Raw genomic sequence first — 23093 nt, 5'->3', positions numbered from 1 at the left:
TCGCTTCGCTCCCTCCATTCGGGATCAAGCCAGTGGCGATCTCAACTAACAGAAATGGCAGTACCGCTTGCAGAAGGGCTGTGTAGTCTGGCTCGCACCACCGGAAGATGGACATGAAGGTGCCGGGATGGATCGCAAATCGATAGCAACGCGCATTGCGCAACTGGAAGAACGGAAAAAGGCATTGAAGGCGCGGCTCGGCAAACAGGAGCGCGCCCAGGACACCAGGCGAAAGGTTCTCCTCGGCGCATTGGTTTTGCATCGGCTCGAGAATTCCAACGATCCGGACTTCTCACACCGATTGCTCGACTGGCTGCGCAAGGAGCTTCCGGGGTTCCTGACCCGCGATGGCGACAAGGTTCTGTTCGATGATATTCTGCTGCCCAGAGCACAGGGCGAGGATCGTGGTCAGGCGCAACCGGAATGAGGATCGCGCCACTGCTCAAGTCTGCCGTCAAAGCGCCTGTTCTGGCCATCGTGTCCGCTATCTTCGGCCTTGTCCTGTCGGCGCTACTGCTGCTCACGAACATCGCCGTTCATGAGATGTCGGGTCTGGACGAGGGACAAGTCAGCCAGCTGGTGCAGTCGATCGCAAGGTATCTGCCGGTCGTCTTCGGGCTGGGCGGTTTCGCAGCAGCGTTCCTGGCGGATGTACCGCTCTCCGCCGTGTTCGGCACGGCGCGATGGGCTTCGCCCGCAGAGATGAAGACACTCGGTAATGACGGCCTGCTGATAGGCCGCGATGCCACGACCGGCAAACTCTTGCGCTACGACGGACCCGCCCATCTTCTGACCATGGCGCCGACGCGCACCGGCAAGGGTGTGGGCACCATCATTCCCAATCTGCTGACATCAGACCGCTCCGTGATCTGCATCGATCCAAAGGGAGAGAATGCCAGGATCACAGGCCGAGCCCGCGCACAATTTGGACCGGTCCATGTCCTCGATCCCTTCGGTGTGACGGGCAAACATTCCGCCGCCTACAATCCCCTCGACCAGCTTGATCCCGATAGCCTCGATATCGCCGATGATGCGAGCTCCCTTGCCGATGCTATCGTCTTTGATGAGCCTGGCATGGCCGGTGATGCCCATTGTAACGAAGAAGCAAAGGCGCTGATCTCAGGCTTGATCCTGAAAATTGTGGTGGGGGAGCCTCCTGGTCGGCGAAGCCTTGCGACACTGCGCGATTACCTGACGCTAGCGCCCGAGCGGTTCGCCAGCTTGCTCGCCGACATGCAGGATAGCGACGCGGCAAACGGCTTGATCGCGCGCGCTGCCAACCGTCATCTTGGCAAGTCCGAACGAGAAGCGGCCGGCGTTCTCTCATCCGCTCAACGCCATACCCATTTCCTCGACAGTCCGCGCATGATGAGGGTGCTCGATGAGAGCTATTTCTCCTTCGCCGATCTCAAGCGTCACAACGCCACTGTATTCCTCGTCCTGCCACCTGATCGGCTTTCCACCTATTCCAGATGGCTGCGCCTGCTCATCACCCAGAGCCTGGCCGACATAGCCCGCGAACCGGCCGCCACCGGCCGCCCGGTACTCTATCTGCTCGATGAGTTCGCAGTACTTGGACATCTGGCACAGGTCGAAAGTGCAATGGGTCTCATGGCCGGCTACGGCGTGCAGCTTTGGCCCATCCTCCAGGATATCCATCAGTTGCGCGCCACCTATGGTCGGCGCGCCGGCACTTTCCTGTCGAATGCCGGGGTCCTGCAGGTCTTTGGCGTCAATGATCTGGAAACTGCCGAGCTGATCAGCTGATCTGTCGGCAAGATGGATGCGCGATACCTGACCCGCTCCTGGAGCGAGGGAAAGAACTCGTCGTCCGAGCATATCTCGGGACGCGACCTCATCAACCCCGATGAGATCATGCGCCTGGACCGGGACCAGTTGATCCTGCTTCGACAGGGAGAGCGGCCGGCGCGCGTTCGCAAACTACGCTACTTCACCGATCCCGAGTTCACGGGGGGCTTTGATCCGACATGAAAGAGCAATGGAAATCAGAAACAAGCAGATGGCGGACGGCCGCGATGAACGGTGCTGTCGCAACACCATCTGGGTCCGGTGTTGGTTGCACGCCACCCTTGGTATACGATCACGCAATTGATAGACCCCATTGCCACCAGCCCTTCATAGCAGCCAGCCTGCGGATCGTTGCCCGCCCATGATGAAGTCCTCTCTCGATCATATGCCGCTCCGCAAGCAACGCGAGCTCGGTCGCGTCCTGGAAATCCTGCACGAAGAATTCGAGGATGCGCTAAAAGAAGGATCGGCGGAATTCAAGAAACGCGGCAGGATCCTCAAAATCATCCTGTTCGGATCCTATGCCAAGGGCGGCTGGGTCGACGAGCCCTTCACCATGAAAGGTTACCGCTCCGACTTCGACCTTCTCGTCATCGTCAACAATCGCAAGCTCTGCGCGTTCGAGGACTACTGGTACAAAGCCGCCGATCGGCTAAACCGCGAAAGTGCGATCGAGACGCCGGTGAGCTTCATTGTGCATTCGCTGCGCGAGGTGAACACCTATCTGAAGGAAGGGCAGTACTTTTTCTCCGATATCCGCAAGGAAGGCATCGTCCTCTACGAGCTGGATGACGAGCCGCTGGCAGAGCCCAGGCCACTCGACCCGATCGATCGCCTGAAAGTCGCGACCGAGCATTTCGAGCAGCGATTTGCAGAAGCGAAGGCAATACTCGAGACCGCCGAGTTTCAACGTGGAAAAGCCAGCAGGATCGGGGATGTTTGGACGAACTGGGCCGCTTTCAGCCTTCATCAGGCGTTGGAGCAGGCATACGCTTGCGTTCTGCTGACCCTGACCAACTACGGACCACCCTCCCACAACATCAAGTTTCTCCGTTCACTGGCGGAAGGTCAGGATCGACGGCTGGCGGAAGCATTTCCGCGTGACCAACACCGCGAACGGGCATGGTTCAATACTTTGAACGAGGCCTATGTGAAGGCGCGGTATTCCAAGCATTTCGAGATCAGCGAGGAGGCATTGGCCTGGCTGCACGAGCGGACGGCCGTGTTGCTCGATCTCGTCAAGGAAGTATGTGCGGAACGGCTCCAGACGTTGGCTCGCAATACGGAATGAGCAATGCCGACGTGTTGCAGGTGTTTGCGACTCGAACGCAAGCAAAACCATGGGCCTGATTCGTTCCGCGATTCGAGATCTACATTCCTATCAATCCTTGGTTTCCTCCGGATCAAGGCCGCGCTTGCGCGAGATCCGGGTCAGACAATGAAGAATATCGGAGCTTTCAGCATAGCGGCGGCCGCAGGGCGCGAAAGCGGGAATTCTCGTTACGCCAGAGTCGGAACAAGGGAAGCCGCAGGAGCCTGAGCAAAGCGACCCGAAAGGGTCAGGCGGAACCGACTTCCCCCGGCCATGGCGTTCCGCATTCGCGCGGCAGTGAGACGTGTGAGCTCCGTCCTCGTGCCTCAAGGTTCGCTTGTCGTCCATCGCACCTCGCTAGCTTGGTCAAGCTGGTAAATGCAGGCGCAAGCCCGTGTACAAAAGATTGCTTGCGAGATTGCCTCTTGAAGGGATATGAACCAACGACCCGCCAGAATTTCGGATGCAAGGCGGTAAATACATCAGCGAGATCAAGCATCTGGTCGACTATGGGCTGTCCGGAAGGGGACCGCAACCTGTCAGGCCGTTAGTGCAGCGGGTAAAGCAAACGTTCCGCGTTGAGAGCGGCTCACTCACGCCCCTCAGGGCCATTTGCGACACCCCTCGATACTGCGCTGCAGCTTCACCGAATCGGCCATTCGCATACTCGCTCGCTTTCTGATCTTCGGTCGGGCATGAGGAAATTGAATTCCTAGGTGCAAACGGACAACCGGCGCGATAGGTAATGGAAAACAAGACCGTTTCGTGAGTTCCTGGCCCCCATGTCCGATGTTTCCAACCTGATCCTGTCCCTGACACCCGAAGATGGTTCCACCATTGGCACCGCGGCCATGCTGGCGCTGCTTCGCGAGCACATGCCGGACCTGACCGAAGACGACTACATCGCCGCGCGCGATGCGCTGATAGATGAGGGCGTGCTGGGGCATGGCAAGGGACGTGGCGGGTCGATCTTCCGTGTCACAGATGAACCGGACGATGAGGATGACGACCTGGACGAGGATGAGAGCGACGAGGACGACGGGTTCGAACTGACCCACACCGAAGAAGCGGCCTCGCGTCAGCGACGGGCCAAGGCCGGGAAGAAGGTCGCGCGCAGGCCGGACGGGCCGGTGCAGGTGCTGTCCTACCGCCACGGCGAGACGCGGGTGAACAACCCCGAGGTGGGCATGGTCCATGCCGGCACCGATCCGGATGGCGACAAGACGGTCTGGGCCTATGACCCACATCTGGACCCGGTGCTGAATTTCGACTCTGCACGCGCGGGGATCGAACGGCTGATCGACGATGCGCTGGCCAGCGGTGATCTCGAACAGATGCGGGACGCGCTGCAGGAGCTGAAGCGGCTGCAGGCACCCTATCTCAACTGGACGGGTAAGGCGGAGCGAACCAGCGTTGAGGTCGATACCGTCTCGCTCCATGTCCATGAACGGGTGGACCCGGCGACGATCCTTGCCAATGCGGCCAAGCGGCTGAAGGGCAAGGATTCGGCGACGCAGTGGCGGCAGCCCGACCTGTTCGCGGCGCCGTTCGAGAACCTGCCACTGCGCCAGGCGCTGGATTTCTACCACCACGAAAAGGGCTGGTCGAACCGGCTGGTGGCGGGCGACAGCCTTCTGGTGATGAACTCGCTCCTGACAAAGGAGAGCATGGGCGGCAAGGTGCAGATGATCTACATCGACCCGCCCTACGGCATCAAATACGGGTCGAACTTCCAGCCCTTTACAAACAAGCGCGACGTGAAGGACCGCTCGGATGCAGACCTCACCCAGGAACCCGAGATGATCAAGGCGTTCCGGGATACCTGGGAACTCGGCATCCACTCCTACCTCACCTATCTGCGCGACCGGCTGATGCTGGCGCGGGAACTGCTGACCGAGAGCGGGTCCGTGTTTGTGCAGATTTCGGATGAGAACCTGCACCACGTTCGACAGCTGCTTTCAGAGGTGTTCGGCGCTGAAAACACGATGTCGCTTATCAGCTATTCCACGACCGGAGGATTCGCCACATCGGGCCTCAGCCGGACGGGCGATTACATTCTCTGGTTCGCCAAGAACAAAGAGAAGGTGAAATTCAATCGTCTCTACCTCCGAAAAGACCGGTCTGAAGCGGTGCGTGGGGACTACGATCAGGCACAATTTGCCAATGGCAGTCGAGGCCCGCTACCCAAAGAGCAAAGGCAAAGACCAGAAATGGTCCCGGAAGAAACAAGAATCTTCACCGACGACAACCCTAGTTCGCAGGGCGAAGGAGCTGCTACAGAGGACTGGGACTGGTGTGGAATGACCTTCCATCCCGGCGCTGGCAACCATTGGAAGGCCCCGGTTCCTCATGGAATGCGGCGTCTTACCAGAGCGAATCGTTTCCTAATCACACCGCGCGGTAAACTCCGCTATGTCCGCTTTTTCACGGATTTCGACCAAGTGCCGATTACAGACAACTGGTTCGATATTGCTGGTGCAGTTCAGGATCGCGCCGATCCGAAAGTTTATGTAGTTCAGACAAGCAACAAGATCATCGAACGCTGCCTCCTCATGACCACCGATCCCGGCGATCTTGTGCTCGATCCCACCTGCGGCTCCGGCACCACCGCTTTCGTCGCCGAAAAATGGGGGCGGCGCTGGATCACCTGCGATACCTCTCGTGTGGCAATTTCGTTGGCAAAGCATCGGTTGATGACGGCGAGTTTCGAATATTTCGCGCTGCGATATCCGCATGAGGGGCTGAAAGGCGGTTTCGATTACGAAACGACACCGCGTGTTATGCTTGGAAAGATTGCCAATAATCCTGACATCGACACGATTTACGACGAGGACCACCCAAAGCTCGAAGCGGCACTGGCCGACTTGAACGCCATCTTGACAACGACCCAGCCAAAGCCACTCAGGTCGACGCAGGGGGTGCGCAAGGGTGAACCGGTGGACTTCGCCAAGGGCGACAATCTGCACGAATGGGAAGTGCCGTTCGACTTACCAGAGGACTGGCCCGAGGCCGCCCGTGCGCCCTTCGATGCCTTCCACGCTGCCCGAAAAGGGATGCAACGCAGGATAGACCAGTCTATCGCTGATCATGCCGATCAGGAAACCCTCTATACCGAGCCCAAGCCAGACCGTTCCAAGCTACGCATCTGCGGGCCGTTCTCGGTCGAGGCGGTGCCGGCCCCGACCGTCCTGTCGCTCGACGACAGCTTGCCTCCACAAGAGGCCGACGAGACCGTCGCCCGCTCTGGGGAAACCTCGCGCCAGGCGCTGTGGCGCGACGAACTCCTGAAGACCGGCGTGCGCGGCAAGGGCGGCGCCATGCTCCGCTTCGCCGAGTTCGAGACGCTGCCGGGGCTGAAGCACATCCACGCTAGCGGATCACTTGCCGAGACCGGCGAGCGCGTCGTCGTCAGCTTCGGGCCCGAGCACGCGGCACTGGAGCAGCGGCAGGTGGAACTGGCGCTGACCGAGGCCGAGACCCTGCGCCCGTCCCCGAAATTCATCCTGTTCTGCGCCTTCACCTTCGACCCGGAGGCGGCGAAGGACATCGACGAGGTAAACTGGCCCGGCGTCACGCTGCTCAAGGCGCAGATGAACACCGACCTTCTGACCGAGGATCTGAAGAGAGGCCGCAGTTCGAACCAGTCCTTCTGGCTGATGGGCCAGCCGGATGTGGACCTGCGCAAGCGCAAGGACGGGATGTGGGAGGTTCAGGTCAACGGTTTCGACTATTTCGATCCGCGCAAGGGCGATCTGGTCTCGGGCGGCACCAAGCAGATCGCCATGTGGTCGCTTGACGTGGATTACGACAACCGATCCTTGATGCCGCATCAGGTGTTCTTCCCGATGGCGGATGCGAAGGGCGGCTGGAACCGCCTGCGCAAGACCGTGAGGGCAGAGCTGGACGAAGACCTGCTGGAGCAGTTCCACGGCACCGTCTCGCTGCCCTTCGAAGCGGGCGAGAACCGACGCATCGCGGTCAAGATCGTGGACGACCGCGGGATCGAGTCGCTCAAGATCATGTCGCTGGAGGGATAAGCCCATGTCCCTCATCATCAATTCGCCCTTCGTTTGCCCGGCGCAGCATTGGGTGGAGGCCAAGGGCGGCAAGCTGGAGATCAAGCCCGAGCGGCGGCCGGCAAGCTACGAGGTCTTCGACGCGCGCAACAACACCAAGCGGACCGAGGTGCTGGACCTGGTGAACACGATCCGCACCCGTGTGGATCAGTGGCGCGCAGACAGCTGGCCCGGCGTGACCATCGTCACCCGCAAGCTGCTGGAGCACTGGCACGACCGCGAGGCGCGGCAGCATCCGTTCTACTTCTGCCAGCTTGAGGCCATCGAGACATTGATCTGGTGGGTCGAAGGCGCGGCAGGCTACAAGCAGGGCATCGCGATCCCCGGCGATGGCGGCGCGTGGGAGCGGCTCTGCAACAAGATGGCCACGGGCGCGGGCAAGACCACGGTGATGGCGATGATCATCACCTGGCAGGTGCTGAACGCGCTGACCTATCCGAAGCGGAACAAGGACTTCAGCCGCGCTGTGTTCATCGTGGCGCCCGGCCTGACCGTGAAGGAACGGCTGCAGGTGCTATTGCCCAGCGAGGGCAGCTATTACGACGAGTTCAACCTGTGCCCGTCCGAGGCCCTGCGCCAGAAACTGAACCAGGCGGAGGTGATGATCGAGAACTGGCACACGCTAATGCCGCTGAAGGAAGCGGACCGCTCGGTGGTGAAGAAGGGGCGCGAATCCGACGAAGCCTTCACACGGCGCGTGCTGGGCAAGCTGGCGGCGCACAAGGACATCATCGTCATCAACGACGAGGCACACCACGCCTATCGCAAGCCGCCCGAGGTGAAGATCAGCAAGAAGCATGCCGAGGAGCATGGCATCGACCTCGACGAGGCAACGCGCTGGATCGAGGGGCTCGACCGCATCCACAAGACCCGGCGCATCCAGCGCTGCTTCGACCTGTCGGCAACGCCCTTCGCGCCGACGGGTAAGAAGAGCACCGATACTGCGCTGTTCGACTGGATCATCTCGGATTTCGGCCTAAACGACGCGATCGAGGCCGGGCTGGTGAAGACTCCGCGCGTGGTGGTCAGGGACGATGCGGTTCCGGATGCTAAGACGCTGCGCTCGAAACTCTACCACATTTACCGCGACCCGACCGTTTCCGAAGATCTGAACCGCAAGGCCGAAGCGCATGAAGCGCTGCCGAAGCTGGTCCAGGACGCCTATACGCTGCTCGGCGCCGACTGGCGGGAAACTCGGGCGCAATGGCAGGAGGCCGGGCATCATTCCCCGCCGGTCATGCTGACGGTCTGCAACCGCACCGAAACCGCAGCCCGCATCGAGACCTATTTCAACAAGGGCGATGCGCACTGGCCGGAATTGCACGCACCGACCCGAACGCTCCGGGTCGATTCCAAGGTGCTGGAGAAGGCTGAGATCGGCGAGACCGCGACCTCCGACAAGGATTACGAGGCGCGGCTGAAGGCAATCATCGACGCTGCGACCATCCCCGAGACCCGCCGCCAGCAGTTACGCGCCCTGAAGAAGGAAGAACTGCTGCGTGAGATCGTGGACAACGTCGGAAAGCGGGGTGCGGCCGGACAGGATCTGCAGAACGTCATATCGGTTGCGATGCTGTCGGAGGGATGGGACGCCAAGAACGTCACGCACATCATGGGTCTCCGGGCCTTCACCTCGCAGCTGCTCTGCGAACAGGTCGTCGGGCGCGGATTGCGTCGGGTGTCCTATGACACGGACGAGAATGGCCTGTTCCTGCCCGAATACGTCAACGTTTTCGGCGTGCCGCTTTCCATTTCGGAAACAGGCGAAGGCGGGGAAGCTCCACCGCCTCCGAAACCGACCACTCAGATCGAAGTCCTGCCCGAGCGGGCCCACCTGGAACTTCGCTGGCCGAACGTGCTGCGGGTTGAAACGGTCGTGAGACCAAAACTTGCCATGGACTGGGGCAAGGTAACACCGCTCGTGCTCGACCCTGCCAGCACGCCAATCAGCGCGGAATTGGCCCCCGCGCTCGGCGGCGCGACCGACATGGGCAAGGTGACAGCCATCGACCTCGAGAAACTGCCTGACGGCTTTCGTCTGCAACGTCTCGTCTTTCAGGCAGCACGGAAGGCCTTCGCCGAACTCAGCCACGGTTTTTCGGGTAACTACGAGTATCTCGCAGCGCAGCTGGTCAGGATCGTTGAGGCGTTCCTCAACTCCGACCGCCTCGATATCCCGTCGCTGTTCCACTCCGACCCGCTTCGGCGGCGGATTCTGATCGCACTCAACATCGACCTCGTCGTTCAGCATGTGCTGAGCAACGTGACCGAGCAGAACACGGAACGTCTGACGCCGGTGTTCGACGAGGAAAACCCGATCGGCGCCACCGGCCAGATGCGGACCTGGTACACCACCAAGCCATGCTTTCCGACAACCAAGTCGCATATCAGCCACCTGGTTGGGGATTCATCCTGGGAGGGACATGCAGCGAACATCTTCGAGAAGCGCGACGACGTCATCGCCTATGCCAAGAACGATCATCTCGGCTTCCAGATCTACTACATGTGGGCGGGTTCACGGCGACGCTATGTTCCGGACTTCCTTGTGCGCCTCACAGGTGGGACGATGCTGGCGCTGGAAGTCAAGGGCACTGACAGCCCTCAGGACAAGGCAAAAAGGCTCGCGCTCGACGAGTGGATCGGGGCAATCAATACTTCAGGTGGCTTCGGTCGCTGGGATTGGGACGTAGCGTTCGCGCCCCATCAGATTGAGGACATTATCCGGAGAAGAGCGGGCCATCGGTTTGCCGCACATTCCCTAGTCAGGCTGCGGCGTGCCTTCACGGCCGCGAGAATCGATATTCCCGCAGGCACAGAAGGAGTCATCGTCGATAGCTATCCGTCGCGAGATGCATACGAGGTTGAGGTTTCGCTTGCCCCGGCTTTGACAGTAACGGTCTTCGGGAGTGATCTGGAGCCGATCGATGCATGACACCCCGCCTTGGCAGCCACTAGGCCAGCAATCGTGGATTGAGAACCCCCAAGACCTTCGCATTGCCGACAATAAGGTCGCTGACTACCTTCTCAACAGCAACCATTCAATAGGAGCAGCGAAGGCCAAATTTTTTGAAGGCGTTGGCCACAAACGTGAAGACATTGAGTCCTTTAAGGAAACGATGCGAGAGCACGCTGCTTGCAATCCTGTCGCTTCAGTAGAGAAACATGCCTTCGGAATGAAGCTGGTCGTTGACTGCTTTGTCGGAATGCCTAATGGCCGCAGTTATTGCATTAGGACGGTTTGGAATGATCACGGAGACGGCCTACCACCTATTTTGATTACCGCGCATCCAATCGATTCAGCCTAAGCAGGCGCTATTTCGGGACGAGGAGTCAAACCAACATCCACGCTGGGTGACTCGAAACGAGTGCGCAATGGAGACCAATGACTAGGTGGGACCTCAAGGGTTCCATCTGGCTGAACAAACTGCCATCCACTGACGGAAGCATATGGGCGTAATGAACCTATAGAAACAAACAGAGATTACTGAAACGAACGGCTTTTCTTAGAATTGGGGACCAGGCACCCGAAGGACCGCAATGGAGGCGCAAAGCGGTAGTTTTCCGCCTTGAAAGGAATCGAACCAACGCCACATCTATTGGATCACCCAACCGCTTGAATGTGCTGGATAGTTCATTTTCCTAGGATCACCAACAAAGCGTTCAGCGGTCACCGGCCTTCCCCAATGCGATCATGATCGGTTTGGCCGAGATTCCAGAAGCTCCGGGTGAGGTATCCAAATTGCAGAAGTGTCGCCGCCAAACGGCAGGGCGCATCCCTCGTAAACGCATATGCCGACCCAAGCGCAGATGACCGCGTTGAGTATGTCCTCACACGCCTTCAACTGCCATGATGAAGCCTCGAGCGGAGGTAGCTGCAATGCAGCGGAAACGCCTTTTATTTCTAGGTCAAGGCTGGTGACGATCATACGCCAGGCATCCAAAAGTCTACGGCGCCGATTGATAGGGGCCTCCGTTGGCCAATAGTTGCGCGTCTTCGCCTGCTTGTAAGGCAGCCTCTTGTCGGCGCGCATCAGTTCGACCAGGGCTGGATGCGGGTAGACTTCCAACAGGCCAGGCCCGCTGATCTTCCTCGTCAGCAGGCCATATACGCAGTGCTCGAAACCTCTCCTGAGATCATCGCTGATCCTTCCGGGCCTGATCGCGCTTGGTGTGTAGGTGCTGCAGTGACGAGCGCCGTAAGCTGCCGAAACAAGATTGTCCGACACGCGCCGCGCTGCAATCGGCTCGCGAGATAGGGGCATATCCACGGCCACGAGATCGACAGGTGCTCCAGCAATTTTTCCTGAGGCCGCAAGGCGAGCCGCGGGTTCTGCGACCGAGCCAGAAGGGCGGGACGTGGAGATCACGCCTTCATCGGCATAGATCAAGAGGTGACTATAGGACGCTCCAGCGAAGATCAGGCGCCAAACGCCACCCATGGAGGAAACCAAAGCGACACCACTCGGTTGTGTCGCCGTCCAAGCTGCATCAATTCCCAGAACGGTCGTCATTGCATTCGGAACATTCAAGTAGCGCGGAAGCGATCAAACGCCGTCAGATACTTGACCGGCGGGTCGGCATCCCAGCAATAGATCTCTGTCCGCAGAAAATGCAGTTCCTCGTCGTGCTTCTCTTCCGGCAGCTCAACCCACCAGGATTTCGGACGGCCATCGGAACCATCCGACCACCGGTAACCGCGCGCCTTGAGCTGGTCTTTCATGTCGAATGGGCTGTTCTCAGCATAGATGCGCACCCGTGATCGCTGGCTGGCCTGATGGAGTTCCGCAAATGGAGTCGCGGTGGAGCGGGGCCGCGTCTGCCCGAGCCCTTCGAGCAGTGCGAAACAGTCATCGACAGCCCGGTGACCATCGTGGAAATAGCCCGACTGTCCGATCAAATATCCGAGCTTACTCCCCTCAAACCCACGCGCCGACCAGTCGACCTCTGATACGGAGCAGGCCCATGCTTTGTTGCAAAAGATCGGAGAAAATGCTTCGCAGGAAGGTCTGTCGAAGCCGGCGTTGTGGGCAATGACCAGATCGGCTGAATCAATGAGGGGTGTGAGCCGCGCCATGTCGATCGCCTGCCCAGCCACCATTTCATTGGTGATCCCGGTCAGGCGTGTGATTTCGGCCGGGATGGGAGCAGTCGGCTGCTGAAGCCCGCCATAGACACCCGTGACATCGCCGATTTCGCCTGCGTCGTCAAAGGTGAAGGCAAGTACGCCGATTTCGATGATCTCGTCAGATCGGCGGTTGAGGCCAGTGGTTTCGGAGTCGAGGATGATGGCCTGCCGCGGAAACCCGGGCCGAGCATCCTTTACAATTTCTCGCGGCAAAGCTTTCGCAAGACTCGGTAGCTACCGGTCGCTTCCAGGTGACGGGCCATCGCTTCCTCATCCAGGTCGGTCTCCGCCTGCCCTCCCCTGACACCGACGCGTGCCCTGGCTGCCTTTGCAGCCGTCGGTGCAACGGCGGAGGCGAAGAAATCGAGTTGTGAAACCATCATGCTCCAATCAGAATGCACCGGTGGACGGCACCCTACGTGCCAGGCTGAAGATAGGCAACGATAGCCCTATAGGTGGAATACTCGCTTGTTCCATCTATCAATCATCTCGGCGTCGAATCGGAAACATGTCTTCGCCGCGGTGGTGTAGACGGGTATGGTGTAGACGGCATAGCCAACGTACCCTCAGGGGCTCGTCATATCGGTCGTGATGAGCATCTACTGCCTGAGCCCCACACACTTCACATGTCTGCTTTTCCAGTTTACCTGCTTTCATCGCCCGCTGCACGGCAAGATGAGCGTCATATTTGGCGCGATTCGCTCGTCGCCAGTTTGCCTGACGGGTATCGGTTTTCAGCATCGCCGAGTTCCAACTGAAGCTAAATGGTAACGAGCTCAGCGAGCTTGTCTGCCACCACGGTCATAGTATCATCTTCGGTACTCAGACCACTCCGCGATGCCAGTAGGGGGCTAACGTTGCGAAGAGCCTCATACGTCGTGTTGTGGACAATGGGTACGAGCTGCTCGGTTGCTAACAGTGCCGAGAGCTCCTTGTCGGCAACACCCGCTGCTGGAAGACGACGAAGCAGCGCAGGTGTAACCAGCACGACGCCAACCCGGGACTTTGCCAGCCCCTTATCGATTTCTCGAAGCAGTGACGATCCCAGAGCAACGTCTTTTTCGCTAAACCAGACCGATACTCCACGCGCTTCCAACAGATCATGCAGCGCCTTTGCATCCCCCTGCCGGTCGTCCCAAGCATGGCAGAGGAAGACATCACGAAGATCGGGTAGCTCCGCTCGGGTTTCGGCAGTCTGACGGACTGGCGTGAGAGCTCGCACCTCGGTAGGAGTATATAATATGGACGAACCGGCTTTCGACCATTTCGCTCGTACGCGTCCGGAACCGCTTCCGCTACTACCTGACGAGTAGGTAGAAGGCGATGGGAAGGACGAGTCAGACCCATAGCCGCTGCCATAACTGCTGTAACTGATGTAGCCACCATACCGTCTGCCGCCACGGCATGCCGGGCAATTCGCTGCGGCACTCGCTGAGCGGTGGCCTTTTTTCGGTGCTGTGCATTGAGCCATGGGAAAATCTCCCTTTAATCTAATATTGGGGTTAGCTGTCCTTGATCGTCGTACGCGGGTTGGCCTTGCCGTACTTCGTGGTCACGAACCTTCCAGAGATGGCGCTCCGGTGGGTGCCGCCAGTGCTCCCGCCACCCTTAGCTTCCCGCACCGTCGTCCGCTGGCTAGCTGATCCATGTTTGGCGGTTACAAACCGACCAGTGATTGCGCTGCGGAAGTTGCTTCCGCCTCCTTTGCCTTTCGCCATCTGCTTGCTCCTTTAGAGACCCGCTAAGTCGGGCGATTCCAAAGTTACAACGCGAGGGTGTCAGATCATGTCACCCTCAATGGCCGCCTAAGCACTCGGATGCTGTCTCGGCTTGAGCATCGGCCTTATGGGAAGGCGGCGAAATCGGAGCGACGATGATCTTCAACCATCCTGCGGAGCCCCTCGGGGGCGATAACCTCTACTGCGTCTCCCCATTGATAGAGATGCCACGCCATCTCCAGCCAACCTGAGGCATGAAAGCGGACGATTAGGCTACCATCCGTTTGCAGCTCGGTGGTTTGATCGGGGTGAAAGCAAAATCCGGCCGCCCTCGCAGCGGCGTGCGGAGCGAAACGCCAGATGATTTCGCCGTACTCTCTTTGGTCTTGATATACGCCGAATGAACGGGCCGCATACTCCTGCAGCGAGAAGCCGGGCGCGAAGCTGAAGCTCTGGTCCAAGGTCTGAGCGCTGAGGATTCGGTCCATGCGAAAATTCCGCATAGCATCACCCCGCTCTGGTTGGCGCGCCACCAGATAACTGCGGTGGCCCAGCAGCAGGCCATGTGGTTCAATGACCCGTTCAGAAGCATCCTCTGTTCCATAACGTATGCGCAGGAGGAATGGGCCACGCAGACCCTCGATCACTGCATCCAGCACCGCCGGCGCCAGGTTAACGCGCGGCCCGGGTCGAGTGACCGACCCCATCGCCAAAAGGACCGCTTCAACATCGGCTTCTGTGCGCATGGCGTCCTTGGGTGTTAGACGCGCCAGCAAGCCGTCGCGCAGATCATCTAGCGCAGCAGCGTGCCGTACTCGGCCGTCGCTTCGCGCCGTCCGGCTGGCAATCTCCAACGCCTCAATCGCAGTCTCCTGGCGAGGCTGGAGCCTGTCGAGAGCAGGATCGATGACGCGCCAGCGCCGTCGACGGTCGGGGCCATCTACCACCTCGACGTTAGCGAGTACTGTCTCCAGCGCGTCGGTCATGCGCTGCGCCGTGCGATGAGAAACCCCGAATTCCTCGCAGATCTCGTCGAGGCCGATCCCCGTCCGCCGCATGGCGGCCAGACGCGCCAACCTGATCAAGTCCTGAGCCTTGGCGAACGACATGATCCTAATCCTGGTCAAAGACTATGTCAGATATTGACACCCACGCACGCTATGGCTGAACGTGCAATCTGTCGAGATGCAAGTCTTGCCGCGGATTGCATTCGACCAGGGGGCAACAATGCGAACTATTGAGGGGGATCGGATACTCTTGTCCGCATCGGATCTGATGCGGTTCATGGGCTGCGCTCACGCAACCGCGCTCGATCTCGCCTATATGCATGGCAAGGGGCCAGTGCCGCGCGAAGATACCGAGGATGCGGCGCTGCTCCAGAAACAGGGCGATGCCCACGAAGCGGCTCACCTGGCCACACTCAAAGCGTCAGGTGTGACGGTGATCGAGATCGATCGCTCCGACCTTGCCGAGAATGCGCAGACAACCCGGGCGGCTTTGGCACGCGGTCCTCAGGTCGTCTTCCAAGGGGCGCTGCTGGGCGACAATTGGGGCGGTTGGTCCGACTTTTTCGAGCGCGTCGAGCGCCCGTCCGATCTCGGCCCCTTCAGCTACGAAGTCACCGACACCAAGCTCAAGCGGCGCCCCCATCCCAAACATGTGCTGCAGCTGGTACTCTACTCGGATTTGCTGACCGACATTCAAGGCGTCGCCCCGGAATTTGCCCATGTTGAACTCGGTGATGGTAGCCGGACGCAACTGCGGCTCGCGGACTATCGGGCCTATGCACGTATGGCGCGTCAGCGGCTCGAGGCTTTCCTGGGTAACCCGGCGCCGACCCGGCCGATCCCCTGTGCCGATTGTGGGCTTTGCCGCTGGGGCGATCACTGCGAAAGCCAGTGGCAGGCCGAAGACAGCCTGTTCAACGTTGCCAATATTACCCGGATCCAGGTCAAGAAGCTCGAGGCGGCTGGTATCACCACCATGGAGCGGCTGGCCGGGCTCGATCATCCCATCCGCGGCATGGCAGAGACCACCCGGGCGCGGCTGGTGACACAGGCGCGCCTGCAGCACTCCCGCAAGACCGGGACGCCGGCCTTCGAGTTGCGTGAGGCCGAACCCGGCAAGGGCTTTGATCTTTTGCCCGCGCCGCAGCCGGGCGATCTTTTCTACGATATCGAGGGCGATCCGCATTACGAAGGCGGGCTCGAATATCTCCACGGCGTCTGGTTCGACGGCCAGTTCAAGGCTTTCTGGGCGCATGATCACGGCGCCGAAGCCCGGGCCTTGGCAGACCTTCTGGAATTTTTTCGGCAAAGGCTCACAGCCTATCCCGAGGCCCGCATCTATCACTATGCGCCCTATGAGATCACCGCCTTACGGCGGCTGACCGCACAGTATGGAACCGGCGAGGCCTTTCTCGATCGCCTGCTGCGCGAGCGGCGCTTTGTCGATCTTTTCGCGGTGGTGCGCGGCGCGCTGATCGGCTCGGAAGCCAATTACTCGATCAAGTCGATGGAAGCCTTCTATGGCCGGGTGCGCGAAGGTGAGGTCAAAACCGCCGGCGGCTCGGTCGTGGCCTATGAGCGCTGGCGCGAAACCGGCGAACAAACGATCCTCGACGAGATCGAAGACTATAACCGCATCGACTGTATTTCGACCGAGGAGCTGCGCGACTGGTTGGTGAGTATCCGTCCCGCCGCGCCCTGGCCGGTGCTTGCGGTGGATGCCGGCGACAAGGAAGTCGAGGAGGACGCCGATACGCAGTCCCTGCGCGCGAAGCTTGCCACATCCGGTCTGCCGCAAGAGCGGCAAGACATGTTGTTCAACCTCGGCCTGTTTCACAAGCGCGAGGCCAAGCCGGCGCAATGGGCGGTTTTCGACAGCGCTGGCAAGGACGAGGACGAGCTGATCGACGATCTCGATGCGTTGGCCGGTCTGGAAGCCATTGATGCGGCAGAACCCGTCAAACGCTCGGTGCTGCGCCGCTATCGCTTTCCGCTCCAAGAGACCAAGCTGCGGGCCGGCCGCAAAGCGACGGTCCCAGTCATTGACGGACCGCCGGCCACGGTCAGCATCGAAGAGCTCGACCGCAGTGAGCGGATCATCGCGGTCAAGGCGGGGGCGGCCAAGGCGCATCTATTGACCGATCGCTTGACGCTCCACCCGGACTGGCCGCTCAATACGGACGTCATTGCAGCGGCCCTGCGCGATGTGATCGAAGATCAGTGCGGTGCGCGCCGCCTGACCGCGCTCGATGATTTGCTTGCGCGCACGGCTCCACGTCTGGTGACGGGACCGCGCGCCGATCTGCTTGATGGCGCCGATCCACTGACCGGCACGATCGCGGCGATCGCTGCCATGGATGGCACCGTGCTGCCAATCCAGGGGCCGCCGGGAACCGGCAAGACCTATGTGACCGCACGAGCAATCCTTGCGCTAGTGCGCCAGGGGCACCGTGTTGGCGTGGCCTCGAACAGCCATGAGGCGATCCGCAATGTGCTGATGGGGTGCCTTGCCGCGCAAGTTGATGGCGATCCTGTCCCGGGCCTGCGCATCGGGCACAAGGTCAGCAGCGGCGAAGACGGTTATCCGGACGACTGTACCGGCGTCATCCGCTCGACGGCCAATGACGATTCCCTCTGGAGCCGCGCCCATGTGGTCGGCGGCACCGCCTTCTTTTTTGCCCGATCCGAGCACGAGCAGGCGCTCGACTGGCTCTTCATCGATGAAGCCGGGCAAGTGGGGCTGGCCAATATGGTCGCCATGGGGCGCTGCGCGCGCAACATTGTTTTGGTCGGCGATCCCCGGCAATTGCCGCAGGTCATCCAGGGTGCCCATCCCGATCCGGCCAACCTTTCCTGTCTTGAGTGGATGCTGGGCGAGCACGCCACCATCCCGCCCGATCGCGGCATCTTTCTGCCGGTCTCGCGCCGTATGCATCCCGATGTCTGCGGGTTTATTTCGCGGCAGGTCTATGAAGGCAGGCTCGTTAGCGCGCCCGATACAGCCGTCCAGGCAGTCCGCGGGACGGGCTTTCCTGAAGCTGGTGCTTTCTGGGTGCCGGTCGTCCATGAGGGCAATGCCCAGATCGCAGCCGAGGAAGTCGCTGCCATTCAGGCTGCGATCGACGATCTGCTCTCGGGAAGCTGGACCGATAAGGATGGGACAACGCGCGCCCTTGAGCCCGCCGATATGATCGTCGTTGCGCCCTACAACGCGCAGGTCAATACCCTGCAAGACGCTTTGCCCGCTGGCATTCGTGTCGGCACGGTCGACAAGTTCCAAGGGCAGGAAGCACCCGTCTGTCTGGTGTCCATGACCGCCTCCTCAGTCGAGGAAACACCGCGCGGCATGGATTTCCTGTTGTCGCTCAACCGCATCAATGTCGCTGTCTCGCGCGCCAAAGGCCTGGCGCTCGTCTTCGGGGCGCCGCGGTTGCGCGAAGCAAAATGCAACACCGTTGAACAGATGCGCCTCGTCAATACGCTATGCGCACTGCCTGAATTTGGAGACGTTTAGATGTGGGAGAAGTTCGAGGCGCGCCTCGATGAGAATGATCCAAGGTATGCCGTGCAGCGTCACGCGTATCTTGGGTTGATCCGTGGCGCGGGGTTGCGCCCCGGAGATGGTCACGCGAAGAAGATGCTGCCCTTCAAATTTGGCGCTGGCGAGCTGCTGCTGTGGGGCATCGAGGGTTCGGCACGAAACTTTTATCTCCATCCCAAATGGGAGCCCCTTCTGAAGGGGGAGAGCTTCGACTGCGAAAAGAAGCCCTTCGATCCAAACAAGGGCGCTGGGGGAGGCCGGCACACTGGGCTCAATAGCAGTTGGGCATTTGAGAATGGTCCTTGTCTTGTCGTGCCAATCGAGAGCGACGATGCCTTACGCCGGCTGATCGCGGTGCTGTTGCGGTCTGGCGACGCGCTAGTGCTTAACCCGGCTGCGATCACGCGCTGGATCGAACGGCTACGCCGATTCTTTCCCGCCTTTGACCGGTTCGACCCGCCCGATCCGCATTTCGAGGAGGCAGAGCGGACCTACAAGCTGGCGATTGCCGCCGAGCTCAAGACGGCGATCGCGAAAGCTGGGTCGGATAAAGAATTGGCCGATGCCGTTCACAGCGCGCTTTCAAAAAGCAATCTGGTAGATTGGCGCGTATATTTGCCCATGTCGTCCAAGGGAGAAGCCGATCGCGAGCTGCTCTGGCCGGCCTTGCGCGCGCTTGTCGACGCCGCGCTTGGCGCAGCGGACGGTCACGCCTCGGCGCTGAAGGCCTTCGTTGACGCGTGGATCGGGGCCGTCCCGGACGGCAAGCCCGATCCGGCGCGCCAGATCGCCGAATTCCTGTTCCTCCATCTCGCTCCGGACGAGGGCATTTATATCCGCCACTCTGTGCGCCAGGACCTCTGGCTCGAAGCGGTTGGCAGCCGCTTTCCCGATCATGCGTCGATGACCGACACCTATCGCGACGAATGGCGCTTCATGCAGGCCGTGCGCACCGCTTTTGCGGACCGGGGTCTGGCGCCGCGCGACATGATCGATGTGCAAAGCGCGCTGTGGATCGTCCACAATTACAAGGAAGAAGATGTGGCTATCTTTACGCGAGAAGCGATCGAGGCGGCGATGGACGCCTATGATAGCTACCGCCAGTCGGGCGAACACGCCGCCATCTTCGAGGCCTTTGGCGAGCCGCGTGACCATTGGGTGCGCTCGACACGCGCGCGGCCGGGTCGCGTCTATCCGTCCAAGCCGATCGTTGGCTTCCTGCGCGGCAAGACGCAGCTCAATGGCGGGTGGGGACAGAAGGCCGATGCTGCCGCCCAGCTCCACAATGCGGGTTACATCATCGTCGATGCCGATGACGCACCGGTCACCCCGCCGGAGCGCTACGAGCATCTGATCCGCGACGCAGATCGCATCCGGCTCTGTGCGCGAAACTATTATGTCGAACCTGCCCGTGAGAACGGCGCGGCAGACATTGCAATTCGCGCCGGTGATCTTGGCCGCGACATGGGGCTATCCAACGCGTTCCCGGCGATCTGCAGCGCGCTCGGCGGCGAGAAATTTCAGAAGCTCGCCAATGTGCCGGCGCCCTCGCACACGCTGCCAAATCCTAGCAGTTCTACCGTTTTCACCTACCAGCTCGCCTCAGCGGAAGGGCACCAAACAATGACCTTTGAACCGATGACCGCGATGCCCGCGACCACCAATCTCATCCTTTACGGCCCGCCGGGGACCGGCAAGACCTATGCCACCGCCTGGGAGGCCGTGCGGCTTTGCCTGGGCGAAGCCGCAGCCGAACCACTGCGCGATGACCGCGATGCTCTGATGGCCGAGTATCGCCGTCTTGCCGGTGAGGGACGGATCGAATTCGTCACCTTTCACCAGTCATTCGCCTACGAAGATTTCGTCGAGGGGCTGCGACCGACGACAGGCGTCGAACAGGAAGGCGACGATGAGGCTGCCAGCACTTCGGGTGGCTTTAGTCTCAAACCCCATGGCGGCGTGTTCAAGATCATCAGCGAGAGAGCGCGGCTCGACACCGGCGATGCGCCGGCCAAGCGGCTCGACCGCTCGCGCCCGATCTACAAGATCGCGCTCGGTCAGCGCGGCAGCCAGGAAGACCGAATCCGCGAAGGGCTTGATGGCGGGCTGATCCATCTTGGCTGGGGCGGCGATATCGACTGGTCCGACGAGCGCTTCGATGATTTCGAAGAAATCCGGAAGACGTGGAACGATCAGAAGGATCCCGGCGCATCCGGCAAGGACCCCAATATCGAGATGCTCTACGCCTTTCGCTCCGGCCTGCAGGTCGGGGACTATGTCGTCATCTCCGATGGCCGTGACAGCTACCGTGCCTTTGGCCGGGTGAGCAGCGAGTATTATTTCGATGCCGACGCCGATTTCCATCCACACCGGCGCAGTGTAGAATGGATCTGGCGCGATGATAATGGCGCGGAGCGCGCGCCATTCTATGCTCGTAATTTCCGCCGCCAGTCAGCCTACCGGCTTGATCCGGACCGGATTGACTGGGATGCGCTCGAAGCGGTGGTGATGGATCCCAATGCCGAGCGGCCAGTGGCCGGCGCGCGGCCGCATGTCCTGATTATCGACGAGATCAACAGGGCCAATATCTCCAAGGTGTTCGGCGAGCTGATCACGCTGCTCGAAACCGACAAGCGACTCGGGTGTGAAAACGAGGTCCGCGTGCAGCTTCCCTATTCGGGGACGAGTTTCGGCGTGCCGGCCAACCTGCACATTATCGGCACGATGAACACCGCGGACCGGTCGATCGCGCTGCTCGACACCGCTCTGCGCCGCCGCTTCACCTTCCGCGAGCTGATGCCCGATATCGAGGAACTGCGCCGGGCGCTGGCGGCCAAAGGGCTTGATGCCGCAAATCTCGAGGGGATCGATCTGTGCAAGCTGCTGCACACTATCAACGAGCGGATCGAATATCTCTTCGATCGCGAACACCAGATCGGCCACGCCTATTTCACTGGCTGCCGTAGCCGCGCCGATGTCGAGGATGTCATGCGCCATAAGGTCATCCCGCTCTTGACGGAGTATTTCTACGAGGATTGGTCAAAGGTCGCCGCGGTGCTGGGCGATGGCGACGGCACCAATGACTCCCATTTCCTCGAAGCGCGGCGGCTGACGGCGCCGGCTGGTTTTGCCGATGATGAGCTGGGCGGCGACAAGTTGCGCTGGAGCGTCAAGGCGCGCTTCGATTTTTTGGACTTTGCCGCCTGATGCCCGCCTTTACGGTTCGGGAATGGGACAAGCTCGCCTACGGCGAAGGCGCGGGGCAGATTCCCGACGGTTATGCCGGTAAGCTGGCGGCACTGGCGGCTCGCTCGGCCTTTGCCGGACGCGGCGGCAGCGGCGTGCTCGAACATGGTCGGCATGCTTTGCGCGCGCGCGGCGTGGTCGGAATTCTGGCGGCGGGCGATGCGAGCCTGGAGATCCTGCCCAAGATCGATGTGGCGCCCGGTGAAACAACCGATCACCAGAACGCAGCGATCCGTAAGCGGCTGGTGCATATGCTGGCCGTCGCGCTGGATCTGAAAATTGACCTGGGCGTCATCACCGATCTTGCCTGGCAGCGCGAGACCCTGCTCGAAATCCTGATCCGCATCTTTTGCGACAAGCTGACCGAAGCGCTGCGCAAGGGCATGCCGCGCCGCTATATCACTTGCCAAGACGATCTGCCGACTTTGCGCGGCCAGCTCGACATCACCCGCCAGTTCACCCGTCATGCGGTCAATCCATCGCGCCTTGCCTGCCGCTTCGATCTCCTGTCCGAAGATACGCCGTTTAACCGGATCATTAAAGCGGCCGTGCAGCGCCTGGCGCACCTCTCGCGCCGGCCCGCCAACCAGCAGCGTCTGCGCGAGCTGGCCTTCGTCTATGCCGATATTACCGAGGTACCGGTGTCCGCGCTGCGCTGGGATCAGGTTGTGATCGACCGCACCAACCGATCCTGGCAGGAGCTCTTCGCCATGGCCCGGCTCTTTTTGCAGGACCGCTACCAGACAACCACCGGCGGCGCCGGCGAGGGCACCGCCATGCTGTTCGAGATGAACGCGTTGTTCGAGGAATATGTCGGGCGCTTGATCGCCCGCGCCTTGGCAGGAACCGGGCTCACTGTTTCGTTGCAGGGCGGACGGCTGTTTTGCCTGAGCGCGCAGGACAGCGGACGCGCCCTGTTCCAGACCCGGCCCGATATCCTGATCCGCCAGGGCCGCAGGGTCGTCCATGTCATCGACACCAAGTGGAAGCGGATATCGGCGCGGATCGATGATCCCACACAGGGTGTTTCGCAGGCGGATGTTTATCAGATGATGGCCTATTCACAGCTCTATAAGGCCCCGCGTCTGACACTGCTTTATCCACACCACCCCGGTCTTGGTAAGAAAGATGCGGTTCAGGCGCGCCACCGTATTATTGGTCATGAGGCCACCCTTGAAACCGCCAGCATCCACTTGTCCAGTAATTCCAATATGCTGACTTCGCTTCGAAGCCTGGTCTTAGGTTAGCATCGCCCCACG

General features: G+C 60.5%; 12 protein-coding genes and 2 pseudogenes. 9 read left to right on the top strand and 5 right to left on the bottom strand.

Features of this window, described 5'->3' with window-relative positions:
- Positions 1–127 precede the first annotated feature (127 nt).
- The 6 genes and pseudogenes from DYZ14_RS18670 (at position 128) to DYZ14_RS18645 (ending at position 10502) form a co-directional block, all read left to right on the top strand.
- Positions 128–427, top strand: coding sequence for a mobilization protein (locus DYZ14_RS18670; RefSeq protein WP_154722081.1), 300 nt, complete (start codon positions 128–130; stop codon positions 425–427).
- A pseudogene (locus DYZ14_RS18665) lies at positions 424–1992 on the top strand (type IV secretory system conjugative DNA transfer family protein). Before DYZ14_RS18670 ends, DYZ14_RS18665 begins: the two are co-directional and overlap by 4 nt.
- 181 nt (positions 1993–2173) lie before the next feature.
- Entirely contained in the window at positions 2174–3100 is a 927-nt protein-coding gene (locus DYZ14_RS18660; protein WP_154722092.1) for a nucleotidyltransferase and HEPN domain-containing protein, read from the top strand.
- Positions 3101–3903: 803 nt separating this feature from the next.
- The gene (locus DYZ14_RS18655) at positions 3904–7158 is read left to right on the top strand and encodes a site-specific DNA-methyltransferase (RefSeq protein ID WP_154722080.1); all 3255 of its coding nucleotides are present in this window, start codon (positions 3904–3906) and stop codon (positions 7156–7158) included.
- A 4-nt stretch (positions 7159–7162) separates the two neighbouring features.
- Positions 7163–10129: a BPTD_3080 family restriction endonuclease gene (locus DYZ14_RS18650; protein ID WP_154722079.1), complete on the top strand. Its 2967-nt coding sequence runs from the start codon at positions 7163–7165 to the stop codon at positions 10127–10129.
- Positions 10122–10502: a DUF6883 domain-containing protein gene (locus DYZ14_RS18645; protein WP_154722078.1), complete on the top strand. Its 381-nt coding sequence runs from the start codon at positions 10122–10124 to the stop codon at positions 10500–10502. Before DYZ14_RS18650 ends, DYZ14_RS18645 begins: the two co-directional genes overlap by 8 nt.
- 384 nt (positions 10503–10886) lie before the next feature.
- On the opposite strand, the gene DYZ14_RS18640 is transcribed toward DYZ14_RS18645, so the two are convergent.
- From DYZ14_RS18640 to DYZ14_RS18620, 5 genes and pseudogenes are all read right to left on the bottom strand, one after another.
- On the bottom strand, positions 10887–11708 hold the full coding sequence (locus tag DYZ14_RS18640) for a DUF429 domain-containing protein (protein WP_154722077.1): 822 nt from the start codon (positions 11706–11708) through the stop codon (positions 10887–10889).
- A 14-nt stretch (positions 11709–11722) separates the two neighbouring features.
- Positions 11723–12702 (bottom strand): annotated as a pseudogene (locus tag DYZ14_RS18635) (3'-5' exonuclease).
- Positions 12703–12802: 100 nt separating this feature from the next.
- Entirely contained in the window at positions 12803–13063 is a 261-nt protein-coding gene (locus DYZ14_RS24450) for a hypothetical protein (RefSeq protein ID WP_154722076.1), read from the bottom strand.
- Between the two features lie 19 nt (positions 13064–13082).
- Positions 13083–13793: a toll/interleukin-1 receptor domain-containing protein gene (locus DYZ14_RS18625; protein WP_154722075.1), complete on the bottom strand. Its 711-nt coding sequence runs from the start codon at positions 13791–13793 to the stop codon at positions 13083–13085.
- Between the two features lie 372 nt (positions 13794–14165).
- Positions 14166–15149 (bottom strand): helix-turn-helix transcriptional regulator, encoded by a 984-nt coding sequence (locus tag DYZ14_RS18620; protein WP_154722074.1) that lies wholly within the window; start codon positions 15147–15149, stop codon positions 14166–14168.
- 148 nt (positions 15150–15297) lie between these two features.
- On the opposite strand from DYZ14_RS18620, the gene DYZ14_RS18615 reads away from it, so the two are divergent.
- The 3 genes from DYZ14_RS18615 to DYZ14_RS18605 all read left to right on the top strand — a co-directional run bounded on the left by DYZ14_RS18615 (position 15298) and on the right by DYZ14_RS18605 (position 23081).
- On the top strand, positions 15298–18561 hold the full coding sequence (locus tag DYZ14_RS18615) for a TM0106 family RecB-like putative nuclease (protein WP_232365587.1): 3264 nt from the start codon (positions 15298–15300) through the stop codon (positions 18559–18561).
- 339 nt (positions 18562–18900) lie between these two features.
- The gene (locus DYZ14_RS18610; protein ID WP_332308687.1) at positions 18901–21795 is read left to right on the top strand and encodes an AAA family ATPase; all 2895 of its coding nucleotides are present in this window, start codon (positions 18901–18903) and stop codon (positions 21793–21795) included.
- Entirely contained in the window at positions 21795–23081 is a 1287-nt protein-coding gene (locus DYZ14_RS18605; protein WP_154722072.1) for an McrC family protein, read from the top strand. The genes DYZ14_RS18610 and DYZ14_RS18605 overlap by 1 nt, the downstream gene beginning before the upstream one ends.
- The last annotated feature ends 12 nt before the right edge of the window (positions 23082–23093 follow it).

It is taken from the genome of Ciceribacter sp. T2.26MG-112.2, from assembly GCF_900492205.1.
GTDB lineage: Bacteria > Pseudomonadota > Alphaproteobacteria > Rhizobiales > Rhizobiaceae > Allorhizobium > Allorhizobium naphthalenivorans_A.
Note: the sequence above shows the minus strand (reverse complement) of the source record. Positions and strands in the feature narration are given on the sequence as shown.

Bases quoted from the DNA above. Each gene is read 5' to 3' on its own strand.
- DYZ14_RS18660 (WP_154722092.1), top strand. From the start codon at position 2,174: ATGAAGTCCTCTCTCGATCATATGCCGCTCCGCAAGCAACGCGAGCTC.
- DYZ14_RS18645 (WP_154722078.1), top strand. From the start codon at position 10,122: ATGCATGACACCCCGCCTTGGCAGCCACTAGGCCAGCAATCGTGGATT.
- DYZ14_RS18640 (WP_154722077.1), bottom strand. From the start codon at position 11,708: ATGACGACCGTTCTGGGAATTGATGCAGCTTGGACGGCGACACAACCG.
- DYZ14_RS18605 (WP_154722072.1), top strand. From the start codon at position 21,795: ATGCCCGCCTTTACGGTTCGGGAATGGGACAAGCTCGCCTACGGCGAA.
- DYZ14_RS18625 (WP_154722075.1), bottom strand. From the start codon at position 13,793: ATGGCTCAATGCACAGCACCGAAAAAAGGCCACCGCTCAGCGAGTGCC.
- DYZ14_RS24450 (WP_154722076.1), bottom strand. From the start codon at position 13,063: ATGCTGAAAACCGATACCCGTCAGGCAAACTGGCGACGAGCGAATCGC.
- DYZ14_RS18655 (WP_154722080.1), top strand. From the start codon at position 3,904: ATGTCCGATGTTTCCAACCTGATCCTGTCCCTGACACCCGAAGATGGT.
- DYZ14_RS18670 (WP_154722081.1), top strand. From the start codon at position 128: ATGGATCGCAAATCGATAGCAACGCGCATTGCGCAACTGGAAGAACGG.
- DYZ14_RS18620 (WP_154722074.1), bottom strand. From the start codon at position 15,149: ATGTCGTTCGCCAAGGCTCAGGACTTGATCAGGTTGGCGCGTCTGGCC.
- DYZ14_RS18650 (WP_154722079.1), top strand. From the start codon at position 7,163: ATGTCCCTCATCATCAATTCGCCCTTCGTTTGCCCGGCGCAGCATTGG.